This window comes from Pseudomonas sp. MPC6 (assembly GCF_006094435.1).
GTDB lineage: Bacteria > Pseudomonadota > Gammaproteobacteria > Pseudomonadales > Pseudomonadaceae > Aquipseudomonas.
Genome location: NZ_CP034783.1, coordinates 5016651 through 5043206, shown reverse-complemented (window position 1 = coordinate 5043206; position 26556 = coordinate 5016651). Strand labels below are relative to the sequence as shown.

Here is a 26556-nt window from a genome sequence, read left to right as displayed (position 1 = left end):
GCGAAGGCGACGTGTCAGGCGCCATTGATGTCGCAGGTGATGGCCTCTTCGCTGGCAAGCCGGCTCCTACAAGGGATCGCGCCGACTGCACGATTGCAGGAAGCCGCAGGCTGCGATCTTTTCGGGGGCTACACCGCCCCCAAATATCACGCTACAACGGCAAATACCGACTCAACAACGCCCGCAACGCCGCCGGCTTCACCGGTTTGGCCAGGTAATCCAGCCCGGCCGCATGCACCTGCGCCACCATCTCGGGTCGCCCGTCGGCACTGATCACCACGCCCGGCACCGGTTCGCCCAATCGGGTGCGCAGCCAAGCCATCAGATCGGTCCCGGTCTCGCCATGGTCCAGGTGGTAATCCACCAGTGCCAGTTGCGGACGCATCCCGTCGTTGAGCAACGCCGCGCACTCATCGCGGTTGCGTGCGGTCCAGACCTGGCATCCCCAGCGTGTCAGCAAGCTGTTCATGCCGATCAGGATGCTGTCTTCGTTATCGATACACAGTACCTGCGCGCCGCTCAATGGTTTGCCGTTGAATTCGACGACTTTGGCCGGCGTCGCGGTTTGCGCCCGGGCCAATGGCACGGTGACGCTGAACACACTGCCGCGACCTGGCCAGGAGCGAACCTGCAAGGTGTGGCCCAAGACTCGACACAAGCCGTCAGCAATCGCCAGGCCCAGCCCCAGGCCTTTCTCGGCGCGGGTCTGGTGGCTGTCGAGGCGTTTGAATTCTTCGAAAATCACCTGCTGCTTGTCTTCCGGAATCCCCGGGCCACGGTCCCAGACCTCCAGGCACAATTCGCCCTTGCGCCGCCTGACCCCCAGCAACACCGGCCCTTTGCCGTAGCGGAAAGCGTTGGTCAGGAAGTTCTGCAAGATCCGCCGCAACAGTTTGCTGTCGCTGTCGACCCGCAACGTGCTGCCCCTGACCCGGAATTTCAGCCCCTGGTCCCGGGCCAGCGCCTGGAACTCGGCACTGAGGACGTCGAACAACTCATTGAGCACGAACGGCTTGGGATCCGAGTTGATCTTGCCGTTTTCCAGGCGGGATATGTCCAGCAGGTCGCTGATCAGGTCTTCGGCCGAGCGCAGAGAGGTGTCCAGGTGATGCACCAGTTTCTGCGCCTCCCCGGACAAGCCGTCGTCCTGGTGACTAAGGGCTGCAGAAAACAATCGTGCCGCGTTCAGCGGTTGCATCAAGTCATGGCTGACCGCTGCCAGGAACCGGGTTTTCGACTGGTTGGCCGACTCGGCGGTGCCCTTGGCTTCCGTCAGGGCCACGTTGAGTTGCGACAGTTCGTGGGTCCGTTCGGTGACCCGTCGCTCCAGGCCTTCGTTGGCTTCGGTCAGCGCCTGTTCGGCCTCGCGAAACGCGGTGATGTCGGTGAAACTCATGACGAAACCGCCGCCCGGCATCGGGTTGCCGATCAGCTCGATCACCCGTCCATTGGGGAACAATCTTTCCGAAGTATGCGCGCGGCCTTGGCGCATCCAGTGCAGGCGGCGGGCGACATGCACCTCCCCTTCGCCGGGCCCGCACAGGCCACGTTCGGCGTTGTAGCGAATGATGTCGGCAATCGGGCGCCCGACGCTGATCAGGCCGTCGGGATAATTGAACAACTCCAGGTAGCGCCGGTTCCACGCCACCAGCCTGAGTGACTGGTCGACCACGCTGATGCCCTGGGTGATGTTCTCGATCGCGCCTTGCAGCAACGCGCGGTTGAATTGCAGCACTTCCGAGGCTTCGTCGGCGATCCGGACGACATCTTCGAGTTGCATTTCCCGACCTTCGATGGCCGCCTTTACTACTGCGCGAGTCGAGGAAGCGCCGAGCACACCGGCCAGCAGGCGCTCGGTGTGGGCGATCCATTCGCCGTCGGCGTTCTGGTTCGGGTTGTAGCCTTTGCCCTGGCGGTAGGCAAAACGGATGAAACTCTGACGGGCCCGTTCTTCACCGACGAAGCGTGCCGCCAATTGCAGCAAATCATTGATCTGTACCGCCAGCATGGAGCGGGAGCTGGGACGGGCGCTGATTTCCTGACCGATGAAGCGACCGGCCTGCCAGTGTTCCGACACCCGGGTGCGCGACAGCACCGACACCCAGGCAAACAGGGTGAAGTTGCCCGCCAGGGACAGCACCACACCTTGGGTCAGGGGGGGGATCGGCAGGTGCAGCGGGTTGCTGTGCAGCCAGGTCAAACCCGGGAAACTGCTCAAGGACAGCCCCAGGCTGGAGGCGGCAATCGGCAGAATCAGGGTGTAGAACCAGAGGAACGTCCCGGTGGCGAGACCGGCGAATACACCTCGACGGTTGGCCTGTTTCCAGTACAGCGCGCCGAGCATGGCCGGGGCCAGTTGGGTCACGGCGGCGAAGGCGATCTGGCCGATGGTTGCCAGGCTCGCGGTCGAGCCCAGCAGGCGATAGCTGACGTAGGCCAGCAGCAAGATCACCACGATGGTGACCCGGCGCACCGAGAGCATCCACTGGCGGAACACTTCGAACGGCCGCTCGGCGTTGTTGCGTCGCAGCAACCACGGCAGCAGCATGTCGTTGGAGACCATGGTCGACAGGGCCACGCTGGCGACGATCACCATGCCGGTCGCCGCCGAGGCACCCCCGATAAACGCCAGCAATGCCAGGGCCGGGTGAGCCTGCGCCAGGGGCAGGCTGATGACGAAAGAGTCCGGCAGGACCGAGCTGGGCAGGAGCATCTGACCGGCGAGGGCGATCGGGACCACAAACAACGCCGCCAGCGCCAGATAAGCCGGGAACACCCATTTGGCCACTCGCAGATCTTGAGGCTCGATGTTTTCGACCACGGTCACATGGAACTGTCGTGGCAGGCAGATGATCGCCATCATCGCCACGCCGGTCTGGACCACCATCGATGGCCAGTTGATGGTTTCCTTCCAGTATTCTTCCAGGCGCGGGGCGAGCATGGCCTGATCGAACAGGTCGCCGGGACCGTCGTAGAGGCCGTAGGTCACGAACGCGCCGACCGCGAGAAACGCAAACAGCTTGACCAGGGATTCGAACGCGATCGCCAGCACCATGCCGCGGTGGTGTTCCGTGGCGTCGAGGTTGCGGGTGCCGAAGACGATGGTAAACAGCGCCAGCACCAGCGATACGACCAGCGCCGTATCCTGGGCGCGAGTGCCCGTGGCGTCCGCGCCCGCGCCGATCAGCAGGTTCACCCCGAGCACGATGCCTTTGAGCTGCAACGCGATATAGGGCAGCACACCGACCAGGCAGATCAGCGCCACCACCACCGCCAGCGCCTGGGACTTGCCATAGCGCGCGGCGATGAAGTCGGCAATGGAGGTGATGTTCTCCTGCTTGCTGATCATCACCATTTTCTGCAGGACCCACGGCGCGCAGACCAGCAGCAGGATTGGCCCGAGGTAGATCGGCAGGAATGACCAGAGTTGTTCGGCGGCCTGGCCCACGGCGCCGAAGAAGGTCCAGCTGGTGCAGTAGACCGCCAGCGACAGGCTGTACACCCAGGCACGCACGCGCGGTGGCAAGGGCGCACTGCGCCGGTCACCGTAGAAGGCGATGGCGAACAGGATGGCCATATAGGCCAGGGCGACGGTGGCGATCAGCCCGCTGGACAGCGACATGGGAACTCCAGACAAAAGACACCCGGGACTCCCGCCCGGTCAGACAGTCTCGCACGAGCGCCGGCGTTAGTCAGTGTCGACCAAGGTCGTGACGTGGCGGGGTGTCGCAGGGTGGCAGTCCGCAGGATCTTCAGTGCCTATGCGGGCCTCTTCGCGAGCAAGCTCGCGAAGGCGGTGTCACTGATTCAGGGCAATCTCAACCAACCGATGCAATTCCCCAACCTCCAGCGGCGCCTCTGAAAACAGGATACGGAACACCGTCGGCGCCGCCACCAGGTTGATCAATCGATCGACACTCGGCTTCAGCTGATCGGGGTGCCGGTCCAGAATCGTCTGCAACTGCCCGCCAATGATGGTCGTGCAATAAATCGGCAGGGTGCTGCTTTGCACGTCGCGCAGCATGTTGCGCCCGGGTTCGGAGCTCATCTCGTCCAGATACTGCTCCGCCCAGGCCAGCACGTCACCGCGCAAGCTGCCAGTGTTGGCCGGCTCACTGTCGGGACGCATGCGCGCGAGGGCCACGTCGGCCAGCAGCGCCGACAAGTCACCCCAGCGCCGGTAAATGGTCGACGGCGTGACCCCCGCACGGGCGGCGATTTGCGGGACGGTCAGGGTTGAGCGCTCCTGCTCCTGGAGCAGCTCACGGACGGCCGAATGAATCGACTCTTGCACCCGGGCGCTACGGCCTCCCGGGCGTAAACCTTCTTTAATAGCCATGCATCGGACCTTAACACAAAGAATTTGCTTTAAGCGTTCGCCAGTAGCACACTCCGCAAAAGCAATAAATTAGCTTTTGCGGAGTGTGCAATGTTCTATTCAACGACGAACCGTTCTGAGTCCCAGCGTTCCAGCCTGTGGTTTCTGGCGGTTACCTTACTCAGTTTTCTCGCGGCTTCCACTGCTCCGACGCCGTTGTATCACTTGTATCAGGAACACCTGCGGTTCTCGGCAGCGACCCTGACCGTTATTTTCGGGGTGTACGCCATCAGCTTGCTGGTGGCGCTGCTGACGGTCGGTTCGCTTTCCGATTATCTGGGGCGCAAACCGGTGATCTTCACCGCCGTATTGCTTAACGTCCTGGCGATGTTGCTGTTTATCAATGCCGACAGCGTGGCGTGGTTGATCGGTGCGCGGGTGCTTCAGGGGTTTGCAACGGGAATGGCCACCGCCGTGCTGAGTGCGGCGCTGCTGGATACCGATCGTCAACAAGGGCCGTTGGTCAATAGTGTCGCGCCGTTACTGGGCATGGCGCTCGGGGCCATCGGCTGCGGCTTGTTGGCCGAATTCGCGCCGCTGCCATTGCAGTTGACCTATTGGGTGCTGCTCGCGCTGTTTGTGATGCAGGCATTGTACGTCTGGCGCCTGCCCGAAACCGTCAGTTCGCAAGCGGGTGCCTGGGCGTCGCTGCGCCCGACCCTGCATGTGCCGATCCAGGCACGGTCTACCTTGTGGCGAGTATTGCCGCTCAACACCGCCACCTGGGCGCTCGGCGGTTTTTTCGCATCGCTGGCACCCTCGCTGGTGCGTACCGCCACGGGGTCGACCTCGAACCTGATTGGCGGCGCGACGGTGGCGGCATTGACGGTGACCGGTGCGTTGATGATCTTCACCCTGCGCAATCGTCCCGCCGCAATCGCGCTGCTATTGGGAGGCACCTTGCTGCCAGTGGGGCTTGTGTTGATTTTGCTGGGGGTGCACAGCGCCAGCCTGGCATTGTTTTTCCTCGGCACCCTGGTCGCCGGTTGCGGGTTCGGCGCCGGTTTCCTGGGGGCGGTGCGCAGTCTGGTGCCACTGGCGCTGGCCCATGAGCGGGCCGGGTTGATGTCGGCGTATTACGTGCTCAGTTATCTGGCGTTCTGCTTGCCGTCGTTGCTGGCCGGGAACCTGACACAAACCTTTGGCCTGGTGCCAACCACCGATGGTTATGGTGCGGTGTTGATCGTTCTGTCGCTGGGGGCGCTGCTGGGATTGAAGCTGCAGCGGCCTGTCAAAGCCTGTCACGCCGATGTCGGATGAATATAATATTCATAAAATAGATAACAGTTAGAGATATTACCCGTTATATAGATATTCGATTCGGTTCTACCATGAATTCCACCTCAACAAGAGGACAGGAGTTCGCCATGACATGCCCCAACACCGCCACATCCGGTTTTAAACCTTTCAGTCATTTGCAGCACCCGCGCGAAGTGATCCGCCAGTTCACCCCGAACTGGTTCGCCGCCACCATGGGCACCGGTGTGCTGGCATTGGCGCTGGCGCAGTGGCCGGGTGCGGGTCCCGGCGTTCGCGGGATCGCCGAAGCACTCTGGCTGTTCAATATCGTCCTGTTTGTTTTGTTCGCGGCTATCTACACGGCACGTTGGGTGCTGTTTTTCGATGAGGCGCGGCGGATTTTCGGTCATTCGACCGTGTCGATGTTCTTTGGCACCATCCCCATGGGCCTGGCGACCATCATCAATGGTTTTCTGGTGTTCGGTCTGCCGCGCTGGGGTAATGGTGTGATACCGCTCGCCGAAATGCTGTGGTGGCTGGACGTGGTCATGTCCCTGGCCTGTGGCGTGCTGATCCCCTACCTGATGTTCACCCGGCAGGAGCACAGCATCGATCAGATGACGGCCGTGTGGCTGTTGCCGGTGGTGGCCGCCGAAGTCGCCGCCGCCAGTGGCGGCCTGTTGGCGCCGCACCTGGCAGATGCCCATTCGCAGATAGTGGTGTTGGTCACCAGCTACGTGCTTTGGGCCTTTTCCCTGCCGGTGGCATTCAGCATCCTGACCATCCTGCTGTTGCGCATGGCCCTGCATAAACTGCCCCACGAAAACATGGCAGCCTCGAGCTGGCTGGCACTCGGCCCGATCGGTACCGGTGCGCTGGGCATGTTGCTGCTGGGTGCCGACGCGCCGGCGATCTTCGCGGCCAACGGCTTGCCCGGGGTCGGTGAAATCGCCGCCGGGCTGGGGCTGGTGGCCGGGATTACGCTGTGGGGGTTTGGCCTGTGGTGGATGCTGATCGCGCTGCTGATCACCGTGCGATCCCTGCGCGCCGGGATTCCGTTCAACCTCGGCTGGTGGGGCTTTACCTTCCCCCTGGGCGTGTACGCCCTGACTACCTTGAAACTGGCCAGCGTGTTGAACCTGAGCTTTTTCAGTATTTTCGGCTGTGTGCTGGTGGCATTGCTGGTGGTGATGTGGCTGATCGTCGGCAAACGGACGGTGCAGGGTGCGTGGCGGGGGGAGCTGTTTGTCTCACCTTGTATCGCAGGATTAAAGAAATAACCGCCCGGGATTAGGTAATGTGTGGCCTGGATCGACGTTCGGCATTCCAATCAACGTATCCACGCCACTCTCTACCCACGATCAGGGACACACGGAAGATGAGTCACCCCTCACAGTTCACCTTGCTTCGCACCCGGCGCTTCCTGCCGTTTTTCATCACGCAGTCGCTGGGTGCGTTCAACGACAACATCTTCAAGCAGTCGTTGATCCTCGCCATTCTGTACAAGCTGACGATCGACGGAGATCGCTCGATCTGGGTCAACCTGTGTGCGCTGCTGTTCATCCTGCCGTTCTTTCTGTTCTCGGCGCTGGCCGGGCAGTTCGGCGAAAAATTCGCCAAGGACGCGCTGATCCGTCTGATCAAGCTCGGCGAAATCGCGATCATGGCGGTCGGCGCGGTCGGTTTCATGTTCGATCACCTGTCGCTGATGCTGGTGGCGCTGTTTGCCATGGGCACTCACTCGGCACTGTTCGGCCCGGTGAAATACTCGATCCTGCCCCAGGCCCTGCACGAAGAAGAGCTGGTGGGCGGTAACGGCCTGGTGGAAATGGGGACGTTCCTGGCGATCCTCGCCGGAACCATCGGCGCCGGGGTCATGATGTCGTCCAGTGATTACGCGCCCATCGTCTCCACGGCGATCATTGGCATTGCGGTCATCGGTTACCTGGCCAGCCGCAGTATCCCTCGTGCCGCGGCCGCCTCGCCGGAAATGCGCCTGAACTGGAACATCTTCAGTCAATCCTGGGCCACCCTGAAGCTGGGTCTGGGCCAAACCCCGGCCGTATCGCGCTCGATTGTCGGCAACTCATGGTTCTGGTTTGTCGGCGCGATTTATCTGACACAGATCCCGGCTTATGCCAAGGAGTGGATGCACGGCGACGAAACCGTGGTAACGCTGATTCTCACGGTGTTCTCGGTCGGTATCGCACTGGGCTCGATGCTCTGCGAGAAACTGTCCGGGCGCAAAGTCGAAATCGGCCTGGTGCCGTTCGGTTCGTTCGGCCTGACAGTGTTCGGGTTGCTGTTGTGGTGGCATTCCGGCGGGATTCCGGGCAGCGTCGACGGCCATGGCTGGGTCGAGATCCTCGGGTTTGGCCATACCTGGCTGGTCTTGATCGATATTCTCGGCCTGGGGATCTTCGGCGGCTTCTATATAGTGCCGCTGTACGCGTTGATCCAGTCGCGCACTCCCGAGAACGAGCGGGCGCGGGTGATTGCGGCCAACAACATTCTCAATGCGCTGTTCATGGTGGTCTCGGCGATTGTCTCGATCGTCTTGCTGAGCCTGGTCCAGCTGTCGATCCCGCAGCTGTTCCTGGTGGTGTCGCTGCTGAACATCGGCGTCAACGCCTACATCTTCAAGATTGTCCCCGAGTTCAGCATGCGCTTCATGATCTGGCTGCTCAGCCATTCAATGTACCGCGTGGAGCATCGCAATCTGCAACTGATTCCCGATGAGGGCGCGGCGTTGCTGGTCTGCAATCATGTGTCTTTCGTCGATGCGTTACTGATCGGTGGCGCGGTGCGTCGGCCGATTCGCTTTGTGATGTACTACAAGATCTACAACTTGCCGGTGCTGAATTTCATCTTTCGCACGGCCGGGACGATTCCGATCGCGGGGCGTCAGGAAGATATCCAGATTTACGAAAAAGCCTTCACGCGCATTGCCCGGTATCTGAAGGACGGTGAGCTGGTGTGCATCTTCCCTGAGGGCAAACTGACCGCCGATGGCGAGATCAATGAATTCAAGGGCGGGCTGACGCGGATTCTGGAAGAGACCCCGGTGCCGGTGATTCCGCTGGCACTGCAGGGGTTGTGGGGCAGTTTTTTCAGTCGCGATCCGCGCAAGGGGGTGTTTCGTCGCTTATGGTCGCGAGTGACCCTGGTGGCAGGCCCTGCGGTGACGGTAGAAGCGGCGGAGCCCGCCAGGCTGCAAGGGTTGGTAGGCGAGTTGCGCGGCGCTGTCCGTTAGGGCTATGCAGTACGGGCCGCGCTGGCGGCCTTCACCCCGCCATCGCCAACCGGTTGCGACCTGCGCGCTTGGCCACATACAGTGCATTATCGGCCCGTCGCAGCAGGCTATCGGCGGACTCGCCGGGCAACAGGGTCGAACAGCCGAGGCTGACCGTCAGCTCGATCGATTTGCCATCCGCGGCATAATCCTGCTCCTGCGCCGCAAATCGTAATCGCTCGCCGACCATGGCTGCCGCCTCCCGACCGGTGTTGGAAAGCAGAATCAGGAACTCTTCGCCACCAAAGCGGAACACCATGTCCACGTTGCGCAACTGGTGCTTGATCGAGCCGGCAACCGCCTTCAGTACTTCATCGCCAGCGCTGTGCCCGTGATTGTCATTGACGTGTTTGAAGTGATCGATGTCCAGCATCAACAGCGACAAGGGTTGCAGGTGCTGGCGCGACATCTCGATCTCCCGTTGCAGCGTCTGATCCATGGCGATGCGGTTGCCGGTGTCCGTCAGCGGATCACGCAAGGCGCTTTGGGTAGCGGCACGGTAGAGCAGGGTATTGCGCATCGGATACAACAATGCGGACAAAATCGACTCGAGGTTGCCTTGTTCCTGATCGCTGAATGCCTGCTTGCGGCGGAATACCAGGCGCCCCAGGTACTCGCCCTTATGGTTGAGACTGAAGCTGATCGAATGAGGGGCACACTCGCCGAACTCCAGGCGCAAGTCGCTGGCCTTGTGTTCGTAACTCAAGGCGTCCAGAGGGACCAGGCGCTGGATCTCACGAAAAAACAGCCCGACAATGCGTTGCGGCTCAAGGCTGGTTTGTAAAAGTTGGCTCAGCTGCTGGCGCATTTGCGCAAGGCTGACCGACCTCTCCGGACGGGGGGGCTGCTGACCAAAGCCCAGGCGTTGCAATTTGGCGCGATCGAAGTCAATTGCGTTGGTCTGGGAAGGTGGTTTCATATGGCGTGCGCCCCTGAGCAGTAAGACAGTCTTACAAGCTGGGTGAGAGCGGCTTTGGGCTGCGCGTCATACTGATCCATCAGTCCCGTAGGACATCTCCTACGAGTCTAATCCGCTTTGCTGAAGATAAAGTAACTATCGACGCCCCATCTGCTTTCACACTGCGTGTCTGAGCTGGTTTAGAGCGAAAGTCTTGCCAAAATGTTCAACTGGATAATAACGATATAATTCAATGGCTTGAGGTTGTGGTCGGAGAGCAGGCGAGTGACGCCGGTTGTTTGACCAGCAATTGCGGGGGTATTTCAAGCGCCGCGACCAGAGGCTGTCGCGGCACAAAAGCGACGCACGGCGTTACTGGGCGTTGAAAGCCTGGCCGTTGATGCCGGTGCTGTCCGGTCCCATCAGGTAGAGATAAACCGGCATGATCTCCTCCGGCGTCGGGTTGTTCAGCGGGTTTTCCCCGGGGTAGGCCTGGGCGCGCATGCTGGTGCGGGTGGCGCCGGGGTTGATGCTGTTGGCGCGCACCGGTGCCACGGTATCGACTTCGTCGGCCAGGGTTTGCATCAAGCCTTCGGTGGCAAATTTGGAAACCCCGTACGCACCCCAGTAGGCGCGCCCCTTGCGGCCGACGCTGCTGGACGTGAACACCACCGAGGCGTCCTGGGACAGCTTGAGCAGCGGCAGCAGCGTGCTGGTGAGCATGAACATCGCATTGACGTTGACGTGCATGACGCGCATGAAGTTTTCACCCGACAGCTGCTCGATCGGCGTACGCGGGCCGATGATCGACGCATTGTGCAGCAGGCCGTCGAGGTGGCCGAATTCGGTTTCGATCATCGCTGCCAACTCATCGTATTGATGGGGCAGGGCGGTTTCCAGATTGAACGGGATCACCGCGGGTTGTGGATGACCGGCGGCTTCGATTTCGTCGTAGACCTGAGTCAGGTTGGCTTCGGTCTTGCCCAGCAGCAGCACGGTGGCGCCGTGTGCGGCGTAGGTTTTCGCGGCGGCGGCGCCGATACCACGACCGGCACCGGTGACCAGGATGACCCGGTCCTTGAGCAGTTCGGGGCGGGCGGAATAATCAAACATAAAAAACCTCTACAAAATAGAAATGACCGCCGTTACACGGTCCCTGTAGGAGCGAGGTTGCTCGCGATGGTCGCCAACGATAACGCGTCAAGCCAGACAGCCCGCGGCGTTCTCGGGTTTTTCGCGAGCAAGCTCGCTCCTACAAGGGGCAGGTTCAGCAGCCGCAAAGGGCGCTATCAAGCACCTTGCGCAACTCCAGCGGATGATCCACCACCACATCCGCGCCCCAGTGCCGCGGGTTATCGTCCGGGTGGATATAGCCAAAGGTTACCGCAGCGGTCCTGGTGCCGGCATCGCGACCGGATTCGATATCGCGCAGGTCATCGCCCACGAACAGTACGCTGGCCGGGTCCAGGTCGAGCATCTTGCAGGCGAGGATCAACGGCTCGGGATCCGGCTTGCTGTTCTTCACATGGTCCGGGCAAATCAGCAGCGCCGAGCGCTCGGCCAGCCCCAGCTGCTGCATGATCGGCTCGGCGAACCGCAACGGCTTGTTGGTGACCACGCCCCAGATCAGATTGGCTTTTTCGATATCGGCCAGCAGTTCGCCCATGCCGTCGAACAATTTGCTGTGAACGGCGCAACCCACGAGATAACGCTCGAGGAACTCCAGGCGCAATGCCTCGAATTCCGGCACTTCCGGGTCCATGGCGAAGGTCACGGCGACCATCGCCTTGGCGCCGCCGGAGATTTCGTCGCGAATCTGTTTATCGTTGATCGGCGGCAAGCCGCGATCGGCACGCATCGCCTGACAGATGGCAATGAAGTCCGGCGCGGTGTCGAGCAGAGTGCCGTCCATGTCGAAAAGAACTGCTCTGATACGCATCGGCTTACTCCTCGCGCAGGGTCTGGATCATGTAGTTGACGTCCACGTCGGACGCGAGCTTGTAGTGTTTGGTCAGCGGGTTGTAGGTCAGGCCGATGATGTCCTTGACGGTCAGCCCGGCCATGCGGCTCCAGGCGCCCAGCTCGGACGGGCGGATGAACTTCTTGAAGTCGTGGGTGCCGCGCGGCAGCAGCTTCATGATGTATTCGGCGCCGACGATGGCGAACAGGTACGCCTTCGGGTTGCGGTTGATGGTGGAGAAGAACACCTGGCCACCGGGTTTGACCATGCGGAAGCAGGCGCGGATCACCGAGGAGGGGTCCGGCACGTGCTCGAGCATTTCCAGGCAGGTGACCACGTCGAACTGCTCGGGCATCTCTTCGGCCAGGGCTTCGGCGGTGGTCTGGCGGTACTCGACACTCACGCCCGACTCCAGCTGATGCAATTGCGCGACCGCCAGCGGCGCTTCGCCCATGTCGATACCCATGACGGTGGCGCCGCGCTGGGCCATGGCTTCGCTGAGGATGCCGCCGCCGCAGCCGACGTCGAGGACTTTCTTGCCGGCCAGGTGGACCCGTTCGTCAATCCAGTTGACCCGCAGCGGGTTGATGTCGTGCAGCGGTTTGAACTCGCTTTCGCGGTCCCACCAGCGATGCGCCAGGGCTTCGAATTTGGCGATTTCGGCGTAGTCGACGTTGCTCATGCTTAATCCTCTAAAACTTGAAAAATCCTGTTGCCCCGACCGGGGGCTTACAATTCGGTGCGGCCGCTGATGCGCTGGCCCCAGGCCTTGGCGGTGGCACAAAGCCGGTCTTCATCCAGACGGGTCAAACGACGGTCGTCGAGCAGTTGCTTGCCGGCGACCCAAAGGTGTTTCACGCAGTCGCGGCCAGTGGCGTAGATAAGCTGCGAAACCGGGTCGTAGACCGGTTGCTGCGCCAGGCCCGAGAGGTCGAATGCCACGATGTCCGCAGCTTTGCCGACTTCCAGCGAGCCGACGTCGGTTTCGATCCCCAGCGCGCGGGCGCCGTTGAGGGTGGCCATGCGCAGCGCGCGATGGGCGTCCAGCGCGGTGGCGGAGCCTGCGACGGCCTTGGCCAGCAATGCAGCGGTGCGGGTTTCGCCGAGCAGGTCGAGGTCGTTGTTGCTCGCTGCGCCATCGGTGCCGATGGCGACATTGACGCCGGCCTGCCACAAACGCTCCACCGGGCAGAAACCGCTGGCCAGCTTGAGGTTCGATTCCGGGCAATGGACCACGCTGGTATTGCTTTCTACCAGCAACATCAGGTCCTCATCGCTGATCTGCGTCATGTGCACCGCCTGGAAGCGCGGCCCCAGGAGGCCCAGGCGCCCGAGGCGGGTCAACGGGCGCTCGCCATATTGCTCGACCGACTGCTGCACTTCGAAGGCGGTTTCATGGACATGCATGTGAATCGAGGCGTCCAGTTCTTCGGCGATCACCCGGATTTTCTCCAGGTTTTCGTCGCCCACGGTGTAGGGTGCATGGGGGCCGAAGGTAATTTTGATACGCTCGTGGTGCTTGAGATCGTTGAACAGTTCGACGCCCTGGCGAATGGCCTCGTCCGCCGTGCTGGCGCCCGGGATCGGAAAGTCGAGGATCGGAATGGCGATTTGCCCGCGAATGCCGCTGTCATGGATGCACTCGCTGGCAATCTTCGGGAAGAAATACATGTCGGAGAAGCAGGTGATGCCGCCTTTGATCTGCTCGGCGATCGCCAGGTCGGTGCCGTCGCGAACGAAGGTTTCGTCTACCCATTTGGCTTCGGCCGGCCAGATGTGCTGTTCCAGCCAGGCCATCAGCGGCAGATCGTCCGCCAGGCCGCGGAACAGCGTCATCGCGGCGTGTCCGTGAGCATTGATCAGGCCAGGGCAGAGCAGCATGTCCGGCAATTCGCGGATTTCGCTTGCCTCAAGCTTCAGAGCCGCGGCACGCGGGCCGATAAAGACGATGCGCCCGTCGCGGATGCCCAGAGCGTGCTCTTTGAGGACAACGCCAGCGGGTTCGACTGGTACCAGCCAGGTCGGCAGTAATAGCAGGTCGAGCGCAACGGCAGTGTTCGGCATCGAGGATGGGCTCCAGTGCTTTTATAAAGGATGGCGAAGTATACCCGAGCGTGTTCGCGGGGGGATCGCTATAATCGGCGGCTTTTGTTTCTGAGTGCGGGGTGGGGAATGCGCGATCGACTGTTGGCTGCGGAGAAGGTGAAGGCCATCGATTGGCGTGATGGCGCCCTGTATCTGCTGGATCAACGTATTTTGCCGTTCGAGGAAACGTGGATCGCTTACACCAGCGCCGCAGGTGTGGCCGAGGCGATTCGTTCGATGGTCGTACGCGGCGCGCCGGCCATTGGCATCAGTGCCGCTTATGGCGTGGTGCTGGCGGCGCGTGCCCGGTTTGCCGAAGGCGGCGACTGGCGGGCGGCGCTGGAAGCGGATTTCGCGCTGCTCGCCGATGCGCGTCCGACCGCCGTCAATCTGTTCTGGGCCCTGGGCCGCATGCGTGAACGGCTTGGGCGTCTCAAGCATCACGCCGATCCGCTGGCGGTGCTGGAAGCGGAAGCCCTTGCCATTCATGAAAGTGATCGCGAAGCCAACCTGACCATGGCGCAACTGGGGGTGGACCTGATTCGCAAGCACCAGGGCAATGCCCAGGCGTTCCTGACCCATTGCAACACCGGAGCCTTGGCCACCGGCGGCTTCGGCACGGCACTGGGGGTGATTCGCGGGGCGTTCATTGAAGGCATGGTCGAACGGGTATACGCCGACGAAACCCGCCCCTGGCTGCAAGGGTCGCGCCTGACCGCGTGGGAATTGGCCAACGAGGGGATTCCGGTCACGATCAATGCCGACTCGGCCGCTGCCCATATCATGAAAACCAAGGGCGTTACCTGGGTGATCGTGGGGGCCGACCGCATCAGCGCCAATGGCGACGTGGCCAACAAGATCGGCACCTATCAATTGGCGGTGAACGCCATGCACCACGGCGTGCGCTTCATGGTCGTGGCGCCGAGTTCGACCATCGACATGAACCTGGCCAGCGGCGATGACATTCCAATCGAAGAGCGCGACGGTCGCGAGTTGCTGGAAGTCGGCGGTCATCGGGTCGGGGCCGATGTCGCCGCGTTCAACCCGGTGTTTGACGTGACCCCGGCAGACCTGATCGATGTGATCGTCACGGAAAAGGGCATTGTCGAGCGGCCGGATACGGCGAAGATGGCGCAGTTGATGTGTCGTAAGCGGTTGCATTGATGACCCTGGACGCCTGGTAAATCGCCTTCGCGAGCAGGCTCGCTCCCACAGTTGATCGAAGTGTTTGCGCAATAGCTGGCACAACAGCGATCCGGTGTGGGAGCGAGCCTGCTCGCGAAGAGGCCCTGAAAGTCAACAAAAAAGCCTCAATCAAGCCTGAATTCTGCATTCAACAACTCTCTAAGCCTCTCTCGTCCCCTTCAAGCCTGTCACCGGTCAACTAACTATGCTCCATGCGCATCAGGGGGATAGGTGCGTGGCGGCTCTTGTGATAACATCCGGCGTTTTCCGAGGCAGTCCCACGGGGTTGTCTTTACTGCGCAGATCCATGGCATAACTCGTTGATTTGTCGTAAGTCGGTGCACGGCACTCAGCCTGCAGCGGCGAGCTTCGTTCGTCCCATATGGATGTGACGAGGTTTCACCAGAAAAAGGAATCAGGCTTCTCATGGGCGAACTGGCCAAAGAAATCCTCCCGGTCAATATCGAAGACGAGCTGAAGCAGTCCTACCTCGACTACGCAATGAGCGTAATTGTCGGGCGGGCACTGCCGGATGCGCGCGATGGCTTGAAGCCCGTGCACCGGCGTGTGCTGTTCGCGATGAGCGAGCTGGGCAACGACTTCAACAAGCCGTACAAGAAATCTGCCCGTGTTGTCGGTGACGTCATCGGTAAGTATCACCCGCACGGTGATACAGCGGTATACGACACCATCGTTCGGATGGCGCAGCCATTTTCGCTGCGCTACCTGCTGGTAGACGGCCAGGGCAACTTCGGTTCGGTGGACGGCGACAACGCCGCGGCCATGCGATACACCGAAGTGCGCATGACCAAGCTGGCGCACGAGCTGCTGGCCGATCTGCACAAAGAAACCGTGGACTGGGTGCCGAACTACGACGGCACCGAAATGATCCCGGCGGTCATGCCGACCCGTATTCCCAACCTGCTGGTCAACGGTTCCAGCGGTATCGCCGTGGGCATGGCGACCAACATCCCGCCGCACAACCTCGGTGAAGTCATCGACGGTTGCCTGGCCCTCATCGACAACCCCGAGTTGACCATCGATGAGCTGATGCAATACATCCCCGGTCCGGACTTCCCGACCGCCGCGATCATCAACGGTCGCGCCGGCATCATCGAAGCCTACCGCACCGGTCGCGGGCGCATTTACATGCGCGCCCGTTCGATGATCGAAGACATCGACAAGGTCGGTGGCCGTCAGCAGATCGTCATCACCGAATTGCCTTACCAGCTGAACAAAGCCCGTCTGATCGAGAAGATCGCCGAGCTGGTCAAGGAGAAGAAGCTCGAAGGCATCACCGAGCTGCGTGACGAGTCCGACAAGGACGGCATGCGCGTCGTGATCGAGCTGCGTCGCGGCGAAGTGCCTGAGGTGATCCTCAACAACCTCTACGCCCAGACCCAGCTGCAAGCAGTGTTCGGTATCAACATCGTCGCGCTGATCGACGGCCGTCCGCGGATCCTCAACCTCAAGGACCTGCTGGAAGCCTTCGTTCGCCACCGTCGCGAAGTCGTTACCCGTCGTACCGTGTTCGAGCTGCGCAAAGCCCGCGAACGGGGTCACATCCTGGAAGGTCAAGCGGTTGCCCTGTCGAACATCGACCCGGTCATCGCCCTGATCAAGGCTTCGCCGACGCCGTCGGAAGCCAAGGAAGCGCTGATCAAGACTGCGTGGGAATCGTCCGCCGTGGTCGCGATGGTCGAGCGTGCCGGTGCCGATTCGTGCCGTCCAGAGACCCTGGACCCGCAATACGGTCTGCGCGAAGGCAAGTACTTCCTGTCGCCGGAACAGGCGCAAGCCATTCTGGAACTGCGTCTGCACCGCCTGACCGGCCTGGAACACGAAAAGCTGCTGGCCGAGTATCAAGAGATCCTCAACCAGATCGGCGAACTGATCCGCATCCTCAGCAGCGCCACGCGCCTGATGGAAGTGATCCGCGAAGAACTGGAAGTGATCCGCGCCGAATACGGCGATGTGCGTCGCACCGAGATTCTCGATGCCCGTCTCGACCTGACCCTGGGTGACATGATCCCGGAAGAAGAGCGCGTCGTGACCATTTCCCACAGTGGCTACGCCAAGACCCAGCCGCTGGCTGCGTACCAGGCCCAGCGTCGTGGCGGTAAAGGCAAGTCGGCCACCGGCGTCAAGGATGAGGACTACATCGCTCACCTGCTGGTCGCCAACAGCCACACCACGCTGCTGCTGTTCTCCAGCAAAGGCAAGGTGTACTGGCTCAAGACCTACGAGATTCCGGAAGCGTCCCGCGCGGCCCGCGGTCGTCCGCTGGTCAACCTCTTGCCGTTGAGCGAGGGTGAATACATCACCACCATGCTGCCGGTCGATCTGGAAGCCATGAAGAGGCAGGCTGACGAAGAAGAAGCCGAAGGTGCCGAGGCTGATGTAGAAGAAATCGAAAACAGCAACGAAACCGACGAAGAACGTCGTGCTCGTATCAAGGCTGCTGACCGCAAGAAGGCGCCGTTCATCTTTATGTCGACCGCCAACGGTACGGTCAAGAAGACTCCGCTGGTGGCGTTCAGCCGTCAGCGCAGCGTCGGTCTGATCGCGCTCGAGCTGGACGAAGGCGACATTCTGATTTCTGCTGCCGTCACCGATGGCGAGCAGGAAATCATGCTGTTCTCCGACGGCGGCAAGGTCACTCGCTTCAAGGAGTCCGAAGTTCGCGCCATGGGCCGTACCGCTCGCGGTGTGCGTGGCATGCGTCTGCCGGAAGGGCAGAAGCTGATTTCCATGCTGATCCCGGAAGAAGGCAGCGAGATCCTCACCGCTTCGGCGCGTGGTTTCGGCAAGCGCACGGCGATCACCGAGTTCCCCGAGTACAAGCGTGGCGGTCAGGGCGTGATCGCCATGGTCAGCAACGAGCGTAACGGCCGTCTGGTCGGCGCGGTGCAGGTGCAGGATGGCGAAGAGATCATGCTGATCTCCGACCAGGGCACTTTGGTGCGTACCCGTGTCGACGAAGTCTCCAGCCTGGGTCGTAATACCCAGGGCGTGACCCTGATCAAGCTGGCCAGCGATGAAACGCTGGTGGGCCTGGAGCGGGTTCAAGAGCCGTCGGAAGTCGAAGGCGAAGAGCTGGAAGGCGAAGAGGGCGAAGAAGGTGCAGTGTTCGACGGTGAAGTCGTGATCGACGACGCTGCCGAAGACCAGCAACTCGACGCCGCCGCCGACGAAGAACCGCAAGAGTAAGCGGGCAAACAGGGGGCGGATGAAAATTCGCCCCCTTGTTGTTTGTCTGCAATGAAATTTCGACGCCCATGAAGATCGAGTGTGGGAGCGGGCTTGCTCGCGAAGACGGACTGACATTCAACACCAATGTCGCCTGTTACACCGCTTTCGCGAGCAAGCCCGCTCCCACATTGGATCTGCGTCGACTGATATGTTTGCGTGACCCACCAAATCAGAGCGAGATTGGATGTGAGCAAGAGAGCCTATAACTTCTGCGCCGGTCCTGCGGCGCTTCCCGAAGCTGTCCTGCGGCGCGCCCAGGGTGAACTCCTTGATTGGCATGGCAAGGGCCTGTCGGTCATGGAAATGAGCCATCGCAGTGATGAGTTCGTGTCCATCGCCACCAAGGCCGAGCAGGATCTGCGTGATCTGCTGAATATCCCCTCGAACTATAAAGTGCTGTTCCTGCAAGGCGGCGCCAGCCAGCAATTTGCGCAGATTCCGCTGAACCTGTTGCCGGAAAGCGGCACCGCCGACTATATCGACACCGGTATCTGGTCGCAGAAAGCCATCGAAGAAGCTTCGCGCTACGGCCACGTCAACGTTGCGGCCACCGCCAAGCCTTATGACTATTTCGCCATTCCCGGTCAGAACGAGTGGAACCTGTCCAAAGACGCGGCCTACGTTCACTACGCCCCGAACGAAACCATCGGCGGTCTGGAATTCCAGTGGATCCCGCAAACCGGTGACGTGCCGCTGGTGGCCGACATGTCCTCGGACATCCTCTCGCGTCCGATGGACATTTCGCGCTTCGGCATGATCTACGCCGGCGCCCAGAAGAACATCGGCCCGAGCGGCCTGGTCGTCACCATCATTCGTGAAGACCTGCTGGGTCGCGCCCGTTCGCTGTGCCCGACCATGCTCGACTACAAGGTCGCGGCCGATAACGGCTCGATGTACAACACCCCGCCAACCCTGGCCTGGTACCTGTCGGGCCTGGTGTTCGAATGGCTGAAAGAGCAGGGTGGCGTTGAAGCCATCGGCAGGCTCAATGACGTGAAGCAGCGCACGCTGTACGATTTCATCGACGCCAGCGGCCTGTACAGCAACCCGATCAACAAATCGGACCGCTCTTGGATGAACGTGCCGTTCCGCCTGGCGGACGACCGTCTGGACAAGCCATTCCTGGCGGGCGCCGACGAGCGTGGCCTGTTGAACCTCAAGGGTCACCGATCCGTGGGCGGCATGCGTGCCTCCATCTATAACGCCGTCGACATCGTTGCGGTCAACGCGCTGGTGTCGTACATGGCAGAGTTCGAGAAGGAACACGGTTAATGTCTGAGCAAGAACTCAAGGCACTGCGCCTGCGCATTGATGCCCTGGACGAAAAAGTCCTGGAGCTGATCAGTGAGCGCGCACGTTGCGCCCAGGAAGTTGCGCGAGTAAAGATGGCCTCGCTGGCCGAAGGCGAAGTGCCGGTGTTCTATCGCCCCGAGCGTGAAGCTCAGGTGCTCAAGCGCGTGATGGAGCGCAACCAGGGGCCGCTGGGCAACGAAGAGATGGCGCGTTTGTTCCGCGAAATCATGTCCTCGTGCCTGGCGCTCGAGCAGCCGTTGAAAGTGGCTTATCTCGGCCCTGAGGGCACCTTCACCCAAGCAGCGGCCATGAAACACTTCGGTCACGCGGTGATCAGCAAGCCGATGGCCGCCATCGACGAAGTGTTCCGTGAAGTCGCGGCCGGTGCGGTGAACTTTGGCGTGGTCCCGGTGGAAAACTCCACCGAGGGCGCGGTCAACCACACCCTCGACAGCTTCCTCGAGCACGACATGGTGATCTGTGGCGAAGTCGAGCTGCGGATCCACCACCACCTGTTGGTCGGTGAAAACACCAAGACCGACAGCATCAGCCGTATTTATTCCCACGCCCAGTCCCTGGCCCAGTGCCGCAAGTGGCTGGACGCCCATTACCCGAATGTCGAGCGCGTGGCGGTGTCCAGCAACGCCGAAGCGGCCAAGCGGGTCAAGGGCGAGTGGAATTCGGCAGCGATTGCCGGCGACATGGCGGCAGGCTTGTACGGGCTGACCCGTCTGGCGGAGAAAATCGAGGATCGCCCGGACAACTCCACGCGATTCCTGATGATCGGCAGCCAGGAAGTGCCGCCAACCGGCGACGACAAGACCTCGATCATCGTGTCCATGAGCAACAAGCCTGGCGCGTTGCACGAGTTGCTGGTGCCGTTCCACGATAACGGCATCGACCTGACGCGCATCGAGACCCGTCCGTCGCGCAGCGGTAAGTGGACCTACGTGTTCTTCATCGATTTCGTCGGCCACCACCGCGATCCGCTGGTAAAAGGTGTGCTGGAAAAGATCAGTCAGGAAGCAGTGGCACTCAAAGTGCTGGGTTCCTACCCGAAAGCCGTTCTCTAAGGGGTAGCAAATGAGTGGCGACTTCCTCGCTCTGGCACAGCCGGGCGTGCAACAACTTTCGCCTTACGTTCCGGGTAAGCCCGTGGACGAACTGGCGCGCGAGCTGGACATCGATCCGGCCAGCATCGTCAAGCTGGCGAGCAACGAAAACCCGTTGGGCGCCAGTCCCAAGGCTTTGGCGGCCATTCGCGAAGCATTGGCCGAACTGACCCGTTATCCGGACGGCAACGGTTTTGCGCTCAAGACCCTGCTGGCCGAGCAGTGTCGCGTCGAGCTGAACCAGGTGACCCTGGGCAACGGTTCCAATGACATTCTCGAGCTGGTCGCGCGTGCCTATCTGGCGCCGGGCCTGAACGCGGTGTTCAGCGAGCATGCGTTCGCGGTCTATCCGATCGTGACCCAGGCCGTGGGTGCCGACGCGCGGGTTATCCCGGCGAAAGACTGGGGGCATGACCTGTCGGCCATGCTGGCCGCGATCGATGCCGATACCCGCGTGGTGTTCATCGCCAATCCGAACAACCCGACCGGGACCTGGTTCGATGCCGAGGCGCTGGACGAGTTCCTGCAGGATGTGCCGGAACACGTGCTGGTGGTGCTGGACGAGGCCTACATCGAATACGCCGAGGGCGGCGACTTGCCGGATGGCCTCGATTACCTGGCGGCATACCCGAACCTGCTGGTCTCGCGCACCTTCTCCAAGGCCTATGGCCTGGCGGCACTGCGGGTCGGTTATGGCTTGTCTACCGCGGTCGTGGCGGACGTGCTGAACCGCGTGCGGCAGCCGTTCAACGTCAACAGCCTGGCTCTGGCTGCGGCCTGCGCTGCGCTGCAAGACACCGAGTACCTGGCTGAAAGCCGTCGCCTGAACGAATCCGGCATGCAGCAACTGGAAGCGGGTTTGCGCGAACTGGGGCTCGGCTGGATTCCATCCAAGGGCAACTTCATCTGCGTCGATCTGGGCCAAGTGGCGGCTCCGGTGTTCCAGGGCCTGCTGCGCGAAGGCGTGATCGTGCGTCCGGTGGCCAACTACGGCCTGCCGAACCACCTGCGCGTCACCATCGGCCTGCCGGCGGAAAACAGCCGCTTCCTCGAGGCGCTGACCAAGGTCCTGGCCCGTGGTTGATGTCCCTGCGCGGCACTCTGCTGCACCGGTGATCGGGCGCCTGGTGGTGGTCGGCCTGGGGTTGATCGGCGGTTCGTTTGCCAAGGGGTTGCGTGAAAGCGGCCTGTGTCGCGAAGTGGTCGGGGTCGATCTCGACCCGCAGTCGCGCAAGCTGGCGGTCGAGTTGGGCGTGGTGGATCGCTGCGAGGAAGACCTGGCCACCGCTTGCCAGGGCGCCGACGTGATTCAACTGGCCGTGCCGATCCTCGCCATGGAAAAAATGCTCGGCCGCCTGGCCGGCATGAACCTGGGGCAAGCGATTCTGACCGACGTCGGCAGCGCCAAGGGCAACGTCGTGCGTGCGGCAACCGCAGCGTTCGGCGGCATGCCTGCGCGTTTTGTGCCGGGGCATCCGATTGCCGGTTCCGAGCAGAGCGGGGTGGAAGCCTCCAATGCCGACCTGTTCCGCCGTCATAAAGTGATACTGACGCCGCTGGATCAAACCGATCCGGCGGCCTTGGCCGTGGTCGACCGCCTGTGGCGCGAACTGGGTGCCGATGTCGAGCACATGCAGGTCGAGCGTCACGACGAAGTGTTGGCGGCGACCAGCCATTTGCCGCACTTGTTGGCGTTCGGCCTGGTCGATTCATTGGCCAAGCGCAATGAAAACCTTGAGATCTTCCGTTACGCTGCCGGCGGTTTCCGCGATTTCACAAGAATCGCGGGGAGCGACCCGGTCATGTGGCACGACATCTTCCTCGCCAACCGCGAAGCTGTCCTGCGCACACTCGATACATTTCGCAGCGACCTCGACGCCTTGCGCGACGCGGTCGATGCAGGGGATGGGCACCAATTATTGGGCGTGTTCACGCGCGCCCGGGTTGCCCGCGAACATTTCAGTAAAATCCTGGCCCGCCGGGCTTATGTGGACGCTATGAATTCCAACGACCTGATTTTCCTGGCACAACCTGGTGGCCGCCTGACTGGGCGGATTCGTGTACCGGGCGATAAATCGATTTCCCACCGCTCGATCATGCTCGGCTCGCTGGCTGAAGGCGTCACCGAAGTCGAAGGCTTCCTCGAGGGCGAAGACGCCCTGGCGACCTTGCAGGCCTTCCGCGACATGGGGGTGGTGATCGAAGGTCCGCACCACGGTCGCGTGACCATTCACGGCGTCGGCCTGCATGGCCTGAAGCCGGCGCCGGGCCCGATCTACCTGGGCAACTCCGGCACCTCGATGCGCCTGCTGTCTGGCCTGTTGGCTGCGCAGGACTTCGACAGCACCCTGACCGGTGACGCCTCGCTGTCCAAGCGTCCGATGAATCGCGTGGCCAATCCGCTGCGTGAAATGGGCGCCGTGATCGAAACCGCCGCCGAAGGTCGTCCGCCGATGACCATTCGTGGCGGCAGCAAGCTCAAGGGCCTGACCTACACCATGCCGATGGCCAGCGCCCAGGTGAAATCCTGCCTGTTGCTGGCGGGTCTGTATGCCGAAGGCAAGACCACCGTCACCGAGCCTGCACCGACCCGCGACCACACCGAGCGCATGCTGCGTGGCTTCGGCTACCCGGTCAGCGTCGACGGCGCTACCGCGTCGGTCGAGTCCGGCCACACGCTGACCGCCACCCACATTGAAGTCCCGGGCGATATCTCCTCTTCCGCGTTCTTCCTGGTCGCCGCGTCGATCGCCGAAGGTTCGGAGCTGGTGCTCGAGCACGTCGGCATCAACCCGACCCGTACCGGCGTAATCGATATCCTGCGGCTGATGGGCGCTGACATCACCCTGGAAAACCAGCGTGAAGTCGGCGGCGAGCCGGTAGCGGACCTGCGCGTGCGTGCAGCTAAACTCAAAGGTATCGAGATTCCCGAAGCGCTGGTTCCGCTGGCCATCGATGAATTCCCGGTGCTGTTCGTGGCCGCGGCCTGTGCCGAAGGGCGCACCGTCCTGCGCGGCGCTGAAGAGCTGCGAGTCAAGGAGTCGGACCGGATCCAGGTCATGGCCGATGGCCTGCTGGCGCTGGGCGTCAAATGCGAACCGACCCCGGACGGCATCATCATCGACGGCGGCCAGATCGGCGGCGGCGAAGTGCACGGTCACGGCGATCACCGGATTGCCATGGCCTTCAGCGTGGCCTCGCTGCGCGCCAGCGCACCGATCCGCATCCATGATTGCGCCAACGTCGCGACGTCGTTCCCGAACTTCCTCGCGTTGTGCGCGCAGGTCGGTATCCGTGTAGCACAAGAGGCTCAATCGTGAAAATCAGCGCACCGGTCATCACCATTGATGGGCCAAGCGGCTCTGGCAAGGGCACGGTCGCCGGGATCCTGGCCAAGCGACTGGGCTGGAATCTGCTGGACTCCGGTGCGTTGTATCGACTGCTGGCGTTCGCCGCGTATAACCACGGCGTCGACCTGACCAATGAAGAGCTGCTGAAAAAACTCGCCGCTCATCTGGACGTGCAGTTCATCGCGGCGACCCACGGGCAACTGCAGCGCATCATCCTGGAAGGTGACGAAGTCAGCGATGTCATCCGCACCGAAAGTGTCGGTTCGGGTGCCTCCCAGGTCGCGGCGCTGCCCGCCGTGCGCGAGGCGCTGCTGCAGCGCCAGCGTGCGTTCCAGGAAGCGCCGGGCCTGGTGGCCGACGGTCGCGACATGGGCACGGTGGTGTTTCCGGACGCTCCGCTGAAGATATTCCTCACTGCCAGTGCCGAGGAGCGTGCGCGCCGTCGATACTTGCAGTTGAAGGACAAAGTCGATGGTGTTAGTCTGTCGAGTCTGCTAGATGAGATCCGTGCACGCGATGAGCGTGACACCCAGCGCGCAGTGGCCCCGCTCAAGCCGGCGGCCGACGCGATACAGCTGGATTCCACGGAGTTGTCCATCGAACAGGTGCTTGAACGCATCATGAGCGAGATCGCAATCCGCGATATCGCCGGGTGACCAAGAAACGACCCAGGGGACCAGTCATAGTCCTGTGTCGCTTCTTTAAATGAACGTAACCCACATCGTCTGGGATGTGGAGCTGGGCGTATCCTTCGCCCTTATTCAACAGGAATTAAAATGAGCGAAAGCTTTGCGGAACTCTTTGAAGAAAGCCTAAAAACCCTGAACCTTCAGGCAGGCTCCATCATCACCGGTGTTATCGTTGATATCGATTACCAGGCTCGCTGGGTAACCGTTCACGCTGGCCTGAAGTCTGAAGCACTCATCCCGCTTGAGCAGTTCTACAACGATGCTGGCGAACTGACTATCAACGTCGGTGACGAAGTTCACGTTGCGCTGGACTCGGTTGAAGACGGCTTTGGTGAAACCAAGCTGTCCCGTGAAAAAGCCAAGCGCGCTGAATGCTGGATTGTTCTGGAAGCAGCCTTCGCAGCCGAAGAAGTGGTCAAGGGCGTTATCAACGGTAAGGTTAAAGGCGGCTTCACAGTCGACGTTAACGGCATCCGTGCGTTCCTGCCAGGTTCTCTGGTTGACGTCCGTCCTGTGCGCGATACTACGCACCTGGAAGGCAAAGAGCTGGAATTCAAGGTCATCAAACTCGACCAGAAACGCAACAACGTTGTCGTTTCCCGTCGCAGCGTCCTCGAAGCCGAGAACTCCGCCGAGCGTGAAGCTCTGCTGGAATCCCTGCAGGAAGGCCAACAAGTCAAAGGTATCGTCAAGAACCTCACCGATTACGGCGCATTCGTCGATCTGGGTGGCGTCGATGGCCTGCTGCACATTACCGACATGGCTTGGAAGCGTATCAAGCATCCTTCCGAAATCGTCAACGTTGGCGACGAGATCGATGTCAAGGTTCTGAAGTACGATCGCGAACGCAATCGTGTTTCCCTGGGCCTGAAGCAACTGGGCGAAGATCCATGGGTTGCTATCAAAGCCCGTTACCCAGAAAGCACTCGCGTTACCGCGCGTGTAACCAACCTGACCGACTACGGCTGCTTCGCTGAGCTGGAAGAAGGCGTTGAAGGCCTGGTACACGTTTCCGAAATGGACTGGACCAACAAGAACATCCACCCTTCGAAAGTCGTACAAGTCGGCGACGAAGTGGAAGTCATGGTTCTGGACATCGACGAAGAGCGTCGTCGTATCTCCCTCGGCATCAAGCAGTGCAAATCTAACCCATGGGAAGATTTCTCTGGCCAGTTCAACAAGGGCGATAAAATCTCCGGCACCATCAAGTCGATCACCGATTTCGGTATCTTCATTGGTCTGGACGGCGGCATCGACGGCCTGGTTCACCTGTCCGACATCTCCTGGAACGAAGTGGGCGAAGAAGCCGTTCGCCGCTTCAAGAAAGGCGACGAGCTGGACACCGTTATCCTGTCGGTTGACCCAGAGCGCGAGCGCATCTCCCTGGGCATCAAGCAACTGGAAAGCGATCCGTTCTCCGAGTACGTTCAAGAGAACGACAAAGGCGCAATCGTTAAAGGCATCGTGAAAGAAGTTGACGCCAAAGGCGCCATCATCACTCTGGCCGACGATATCGAAGCGACTCTGAAAGCCTCCGAAATCAGCCGTGACCGCGTTGAAGACGCGCGCAACGTTCTGAAAGAAGGCCAGGAAGTAGAAGCCAAGATCATCAGCGTTGACCGCAAGAGCCGTGTAATCCAGCTCTCCATCAAGTCGAAAGACGATGCTGAAGAGAAAGAAGCAATCCAAAGCTTGAAAGACAAGCCTTCGGATAGCATCGCTGCTGGTCCTACCACTCTGGGCGATCTGTTGCGTGCACAAATGGAAAAACAGAACTAAGTTCTGTCAGACCATAGAAAAAGGGCGACTTCGGTCGCCCTTTT

The 26556-nt window shown here is 61.1% G+C and carries 18 protein-coding genes; 11 read left to right on the top strand and 7 right to left on the bottom strand.

The genetic code is table 11. The features are described from left to right. Positions 1-151: 151 nt before the first annotated feature. Together ELQ88_RS25200 and ELQ88_RS25195 are read right to left on the bottom strand one after the other, a co-directional pair. On the bottom strand, positions 152-3622 hold the full coding sequence (locus ELQ88_RS25200) for a PAS domain-containing hybrid sensor histidine kinase/response regulator (protein WP_138968482.1): 3471 nt from the start codon (positions 3620-3622) through the stop codon (positions 152-154). A 177-nt stretch (positions 3623-3799) separates the two neighbouring features. Beyond that, positions 3800-4339 carry a TetR/AcrR family transcriptional regulator gene (locus ELQ88_RS25195; RefSeq protein WP_138968480.1) on the bottom strand — a complete coding sequence of 180 codons (540 nt, stop codon included), beginning with the start codon at positions 4337-4339 and terminating at the stop codon, positions 3800-3802. Between the two features lie 90 nt (positions 4340-4429). On the opposite strand from ELQ88_RS25195, the gene ELQ88_RS25190 reads away from it, so the two are divergent. The 3 genes from ELQ88_RS25190 to ELQ88_RS25180 all read left to right on the top strand — a co-directional run bounded on the left by ELQ88_RS25190 (position 4430) and on the right by ELQ88_RS25180 (position 8870). Beyond that, a complete protein-coding gene (locus ELQ88_RS25190; protein WP_138968478.1) occupies positions 4430-5638 on the top strand; it encodes an MFS transporter in 1209 nt (402 codons plus the stop codon). A 107-nt stretch (positions 5639-5745) separates the two neighbouring features. Then, positions 5746-6897 (top strand): TDT family transporter, encoded by a 1152-nt coding sequence (locus tag ELQ88_RS25185; RefSeq protein WP_138968475.1) that lies wholly within the window; start codon positions 5746-5748, stop codon positions 6895-6897. A 98-nt stretch (positions 6898-6995) separates the two neighbouring features. Further along, positions 6996-8870, top strand: coding sequence for an MFS transporter (locus ELQ88_RS25180; RefSeq protein ID WP_138968473.1), 1875 nt, complete (start codon positions 6996-6998; stop codon positions 8868-8870). Between the two features lie 31 nt (positions 8871-8901). On the opposite strand, the gene ELQ88_RS25175 is transcribed toward ELQ88_RS25180, so the two are convergent. The 5 genes from ELQ88_RS25175 to ELQ88_RS25155 form a co-directional block, all read right to left on the bottom strand. Continuing rightward, complete coding sequence (locus ELQ88_RS25175; protein WP_138968471.1) at positions 8902-9828, bottom strand: GGDEF domain-containing protein; 927 nt, start codon at positions 9826-9828, stop codon at positions 8902-8904. A 351-nt stretch (positions 9829-10179) separates the two neighbouring features. Continuing rightward, on the bottom strand, positions 10180-10920 hold the full coding sequence (locus ELQ88_RS25170; protein ID WP_128873329.1) for a YciK family oxidoreductase: 741 nt from the start codon (positions 10918-10920) through the stop codon (positions 10180-10182). 154 nt (positions 10921-11074) lie between these two features. Beyond that, complete coding sequence (gene mupP / locus ELQ88_RS25165) at positions 11075-11746, bottom strand: N-acetylmuramic acid 6-phosphate phosphatase MupP (protein WP_138968469.1); 672 nt, start codon at positions 11744-11746, stop codon at positions 11075-11077. Positions 11747-11750: 4 nt separating this feature from the next. Then, on the bottom strand, positions 11751-12449 hold the full coding sequence (gene ubiG, locus ELQ88_RS25160; protein ID WP_128873331.1) for a bifunctional 2-polyprenyl-6-hydroxyphenol methylase/3-demethylubiquinol 3-O-methyltransferase UbiG: 699 nt from the start codon (positions 12447-12449) through the stop codon (positions 11751-11753). 47 nt (positions 12450-12496) lie between these two features. Beyond that, positions 12497-13831, bottom strand: a complete 1335-nt coding sequence (locus ELQ88_RS25155) for a TRZ/ATZ family hydrolase (protein WP_138968467.1) — start codon at positions 13829-13831, stop codon at positions 12497-12499. Between the two features lie 108 nt (positions 13832-13939). On the opposite strand from ELQ88_RS25155, the gene mtnA reads away from it, so the two are divergent. The 8 genes from mtnA (at position 13940) to rpsA (ending at position 26512) form a co-directional block, all read left to right on the top strand. Further along, positions 13940-15016, top strand: a complete 1077-nt coding sequence (gene mtnA / locus ELQ88_RS25150; RefSeq protein ID WP_138968465.1) for an S-methyl-5-thioribose-1-phosphate isomerase — start codon at positions 13940-13942, stop codon at positions 15014-15016. A 447-nt stretch (positions 15017-15463) separates the two neighbouring features. Further along, positions 15464-18247 carry a DNA gyrase subunit A gene (gyrA, locus tag ELQ88_RS25145; protein WP_128873332.1) on the top strand — a complete coding sequence of 928 codons (2784 nt, stop codon included), beginning with the start codon at positions 15464-15466 and terminating at the stop codon, positions 18245-18247. A 228-nt stretch (positions 18248-18475) separates the two neighbouring features. Beyond that, a complete protein-coding gene (gene serC / locus ELQ88_RS25140; RefSeq protein WP_128873333.1) occupies positions 18476-19561 on the top strand; it encodes a 3-phosphoserine/phosphohydroxythreonine transaminase in 1086 nt (361 codons plus the stop codon). After that, positions 19561-20655 carry a prephenate dehydratase gene (gene pheA, locus ELQ88_RS25135; protein WP_007899727.1) on the top strand — a complete coding sequence of 365 codons (1095 nt, stop codon included), beginning with the start codon at positions 19561-19563 and terminating at the stop codon, positions 20653-20655. Before serC ends, pheA begins: the two co-directional genes overlap by 1 nt. A gap of 10 nt (positions 20656-20665) precedes the next feature. Then, a complete protein-coding gene (gene hisC, locus ELQ88_RS25130; RefSeq protein WP_128873334.1) occupies positions 20666-21778 on the top strand; it encodes a histidinol-phosphate transaminase in 1113 nt (370 codons plus the stop codon). A gap of 28 nt (positions 21779-21806) precedes the next feature. Next, complete coding sequence (locus tag ELQ88_RS25125; RefSeq protein WP_138969577.1) at positions 21807-24014, top strand: bifunctional prephenate dehydrogenase/3-phosphoshikimate 1-carboxyvinyltransferase; 2208 nt, start codon at positions 21807-21809, stop codon at positions 24012-24014. Next, positions 24011-24700: a (d)CMP kinase gene (cmk, locus tag ELQ88_RS25120; protein ID WP_138968463.1), complete on the top strand. Its 690-nt coding sequence runs from the start codon at positions 24011-24013 to the stop codon at positions 24698-24700. The genes ELQ88_RS25125 and cmk overlap by 4 nt, the downstream gene beginning before the upstream one ends. A gap of 120 nt (positions 24701-24820) precedes the next feature. Then, entirely contained in the window at positions 24821-26512 is a 1692-nt protein-coding gene (gene rpsA / locus ELQ88_RS25115; protein WP_008148721.1) for a 30S ribosomal protein S1, read from the top strand. Positions 26513-26556 lie beyond the last annotated feature (44 nt).

Excerpts from the sequence above, each read along its gene's own strand:
- ELQ88_RS25200 (WP_138968482.1), bottom strand. The coding sequence starts at position 3,622 with ATGTCGCTGTCCAGCGGGCTGATCGCCACCGTCGCCCTGGCCTATATG.
- ELQ88_RS25195 (WP_138968480.1), bottom strand. The coding sequence starts at position 4,339 with ATGGCTATTAAAGAAGGTTTACGCCCGGGAGGCCGTAGCGCCCGGGTG.
- ELQ88_RS25190 (WP_138968478.1), top strand. The coding sequence starts at position 4,430 with ATGTTCTATTCAACGACGAACCGTTCTGAGTCCCAGCGTTCCAGCCTG.
- ELQ88_RS25185 (WP_138968475.1), top strand. The coding sequence starts at position 5,746 with ATGACATGCCCCAACACCGCCACATCCGGTTTTAAACCTTTCAGTCAT.
- ELQ88_RS25180 (WP_138968473.1), top strand. The coding sequence starts at position 6,996 with ATGAGTCACCCCTCACAGTTCACCTTGCTTCGCACCCGGCGCTTCCTG.
- ELQ88_RS25175 (WP_138968471.1), bottom strand. The coding sequence starts at position 9,828 with ATGAAACCACCTTCCCAGACCAACGCAATTGACTTCGATCGCGCCAAA.
- ELQ88_RS25170 (WP_128873329.1), bottom strand. The coding sequence starts at position 10,920 with ATGTTTGATTATTCCGCCCGCCCCGAACTGCTCAAGGACCGGGTCATC.
- mupP (WP_138968469.1), bottom strand. The coding sequence starts at position 11,746 with ATGCGTATCAGAGCAGTTCTTTTCGACATGGACGGCACTCTGCTCGAC.
- ubiG (WP_128873331.1), bottom strand. The coding sequence starts at position 12,449 with ATGAGCAACGTCGACTACGCCGAAATCGCCAAATTCGAAGCCCTGGCG.
- ELQ88_RS25155 (WP_138968467.1), bottom strand. The coding sequence starts at position 13,831 with ATGCCGAACACTGCCGTTGCGCTCGACCTGCTATTACTGCCGACCTGG.
- mtnA (WP_138968465.1), top strand. The coding sequence starts at position 13,940 with ATGCGCGATCGACTGTTGGCTGCGGAGAAGGTGAAGGCCATCGATTGG.
- gyrA (WP_128873332.1), top strand. The coding sequence starts at position 15,464 with ATGGGCGAACTGGCCAAAGAAATCCTCCCGGTCAATATCGAAGACGAG.
- pheA (WP_007899727.1), top strand. The coding sequence starts at position 19,561 with ATGTCTGAGCAAGAACTCAAGGCACTGCGCCTGCGCATTGATGCCCTG.
- hisC (WP_128873334.1), top strand. The coding sequence starts at position 20,666 with ATGAGTGGCGACTTCCTCGCTCTGGCACAGCCGGGCGTGCAACAACTT.
- rpsA (WP_008148721.1), top strand. The coding sequence starts at position 24,821 with ATGAGCGAAAGCTTTGCGGAACTCTTTGAAGAAAGCCTAAAAACCCTG.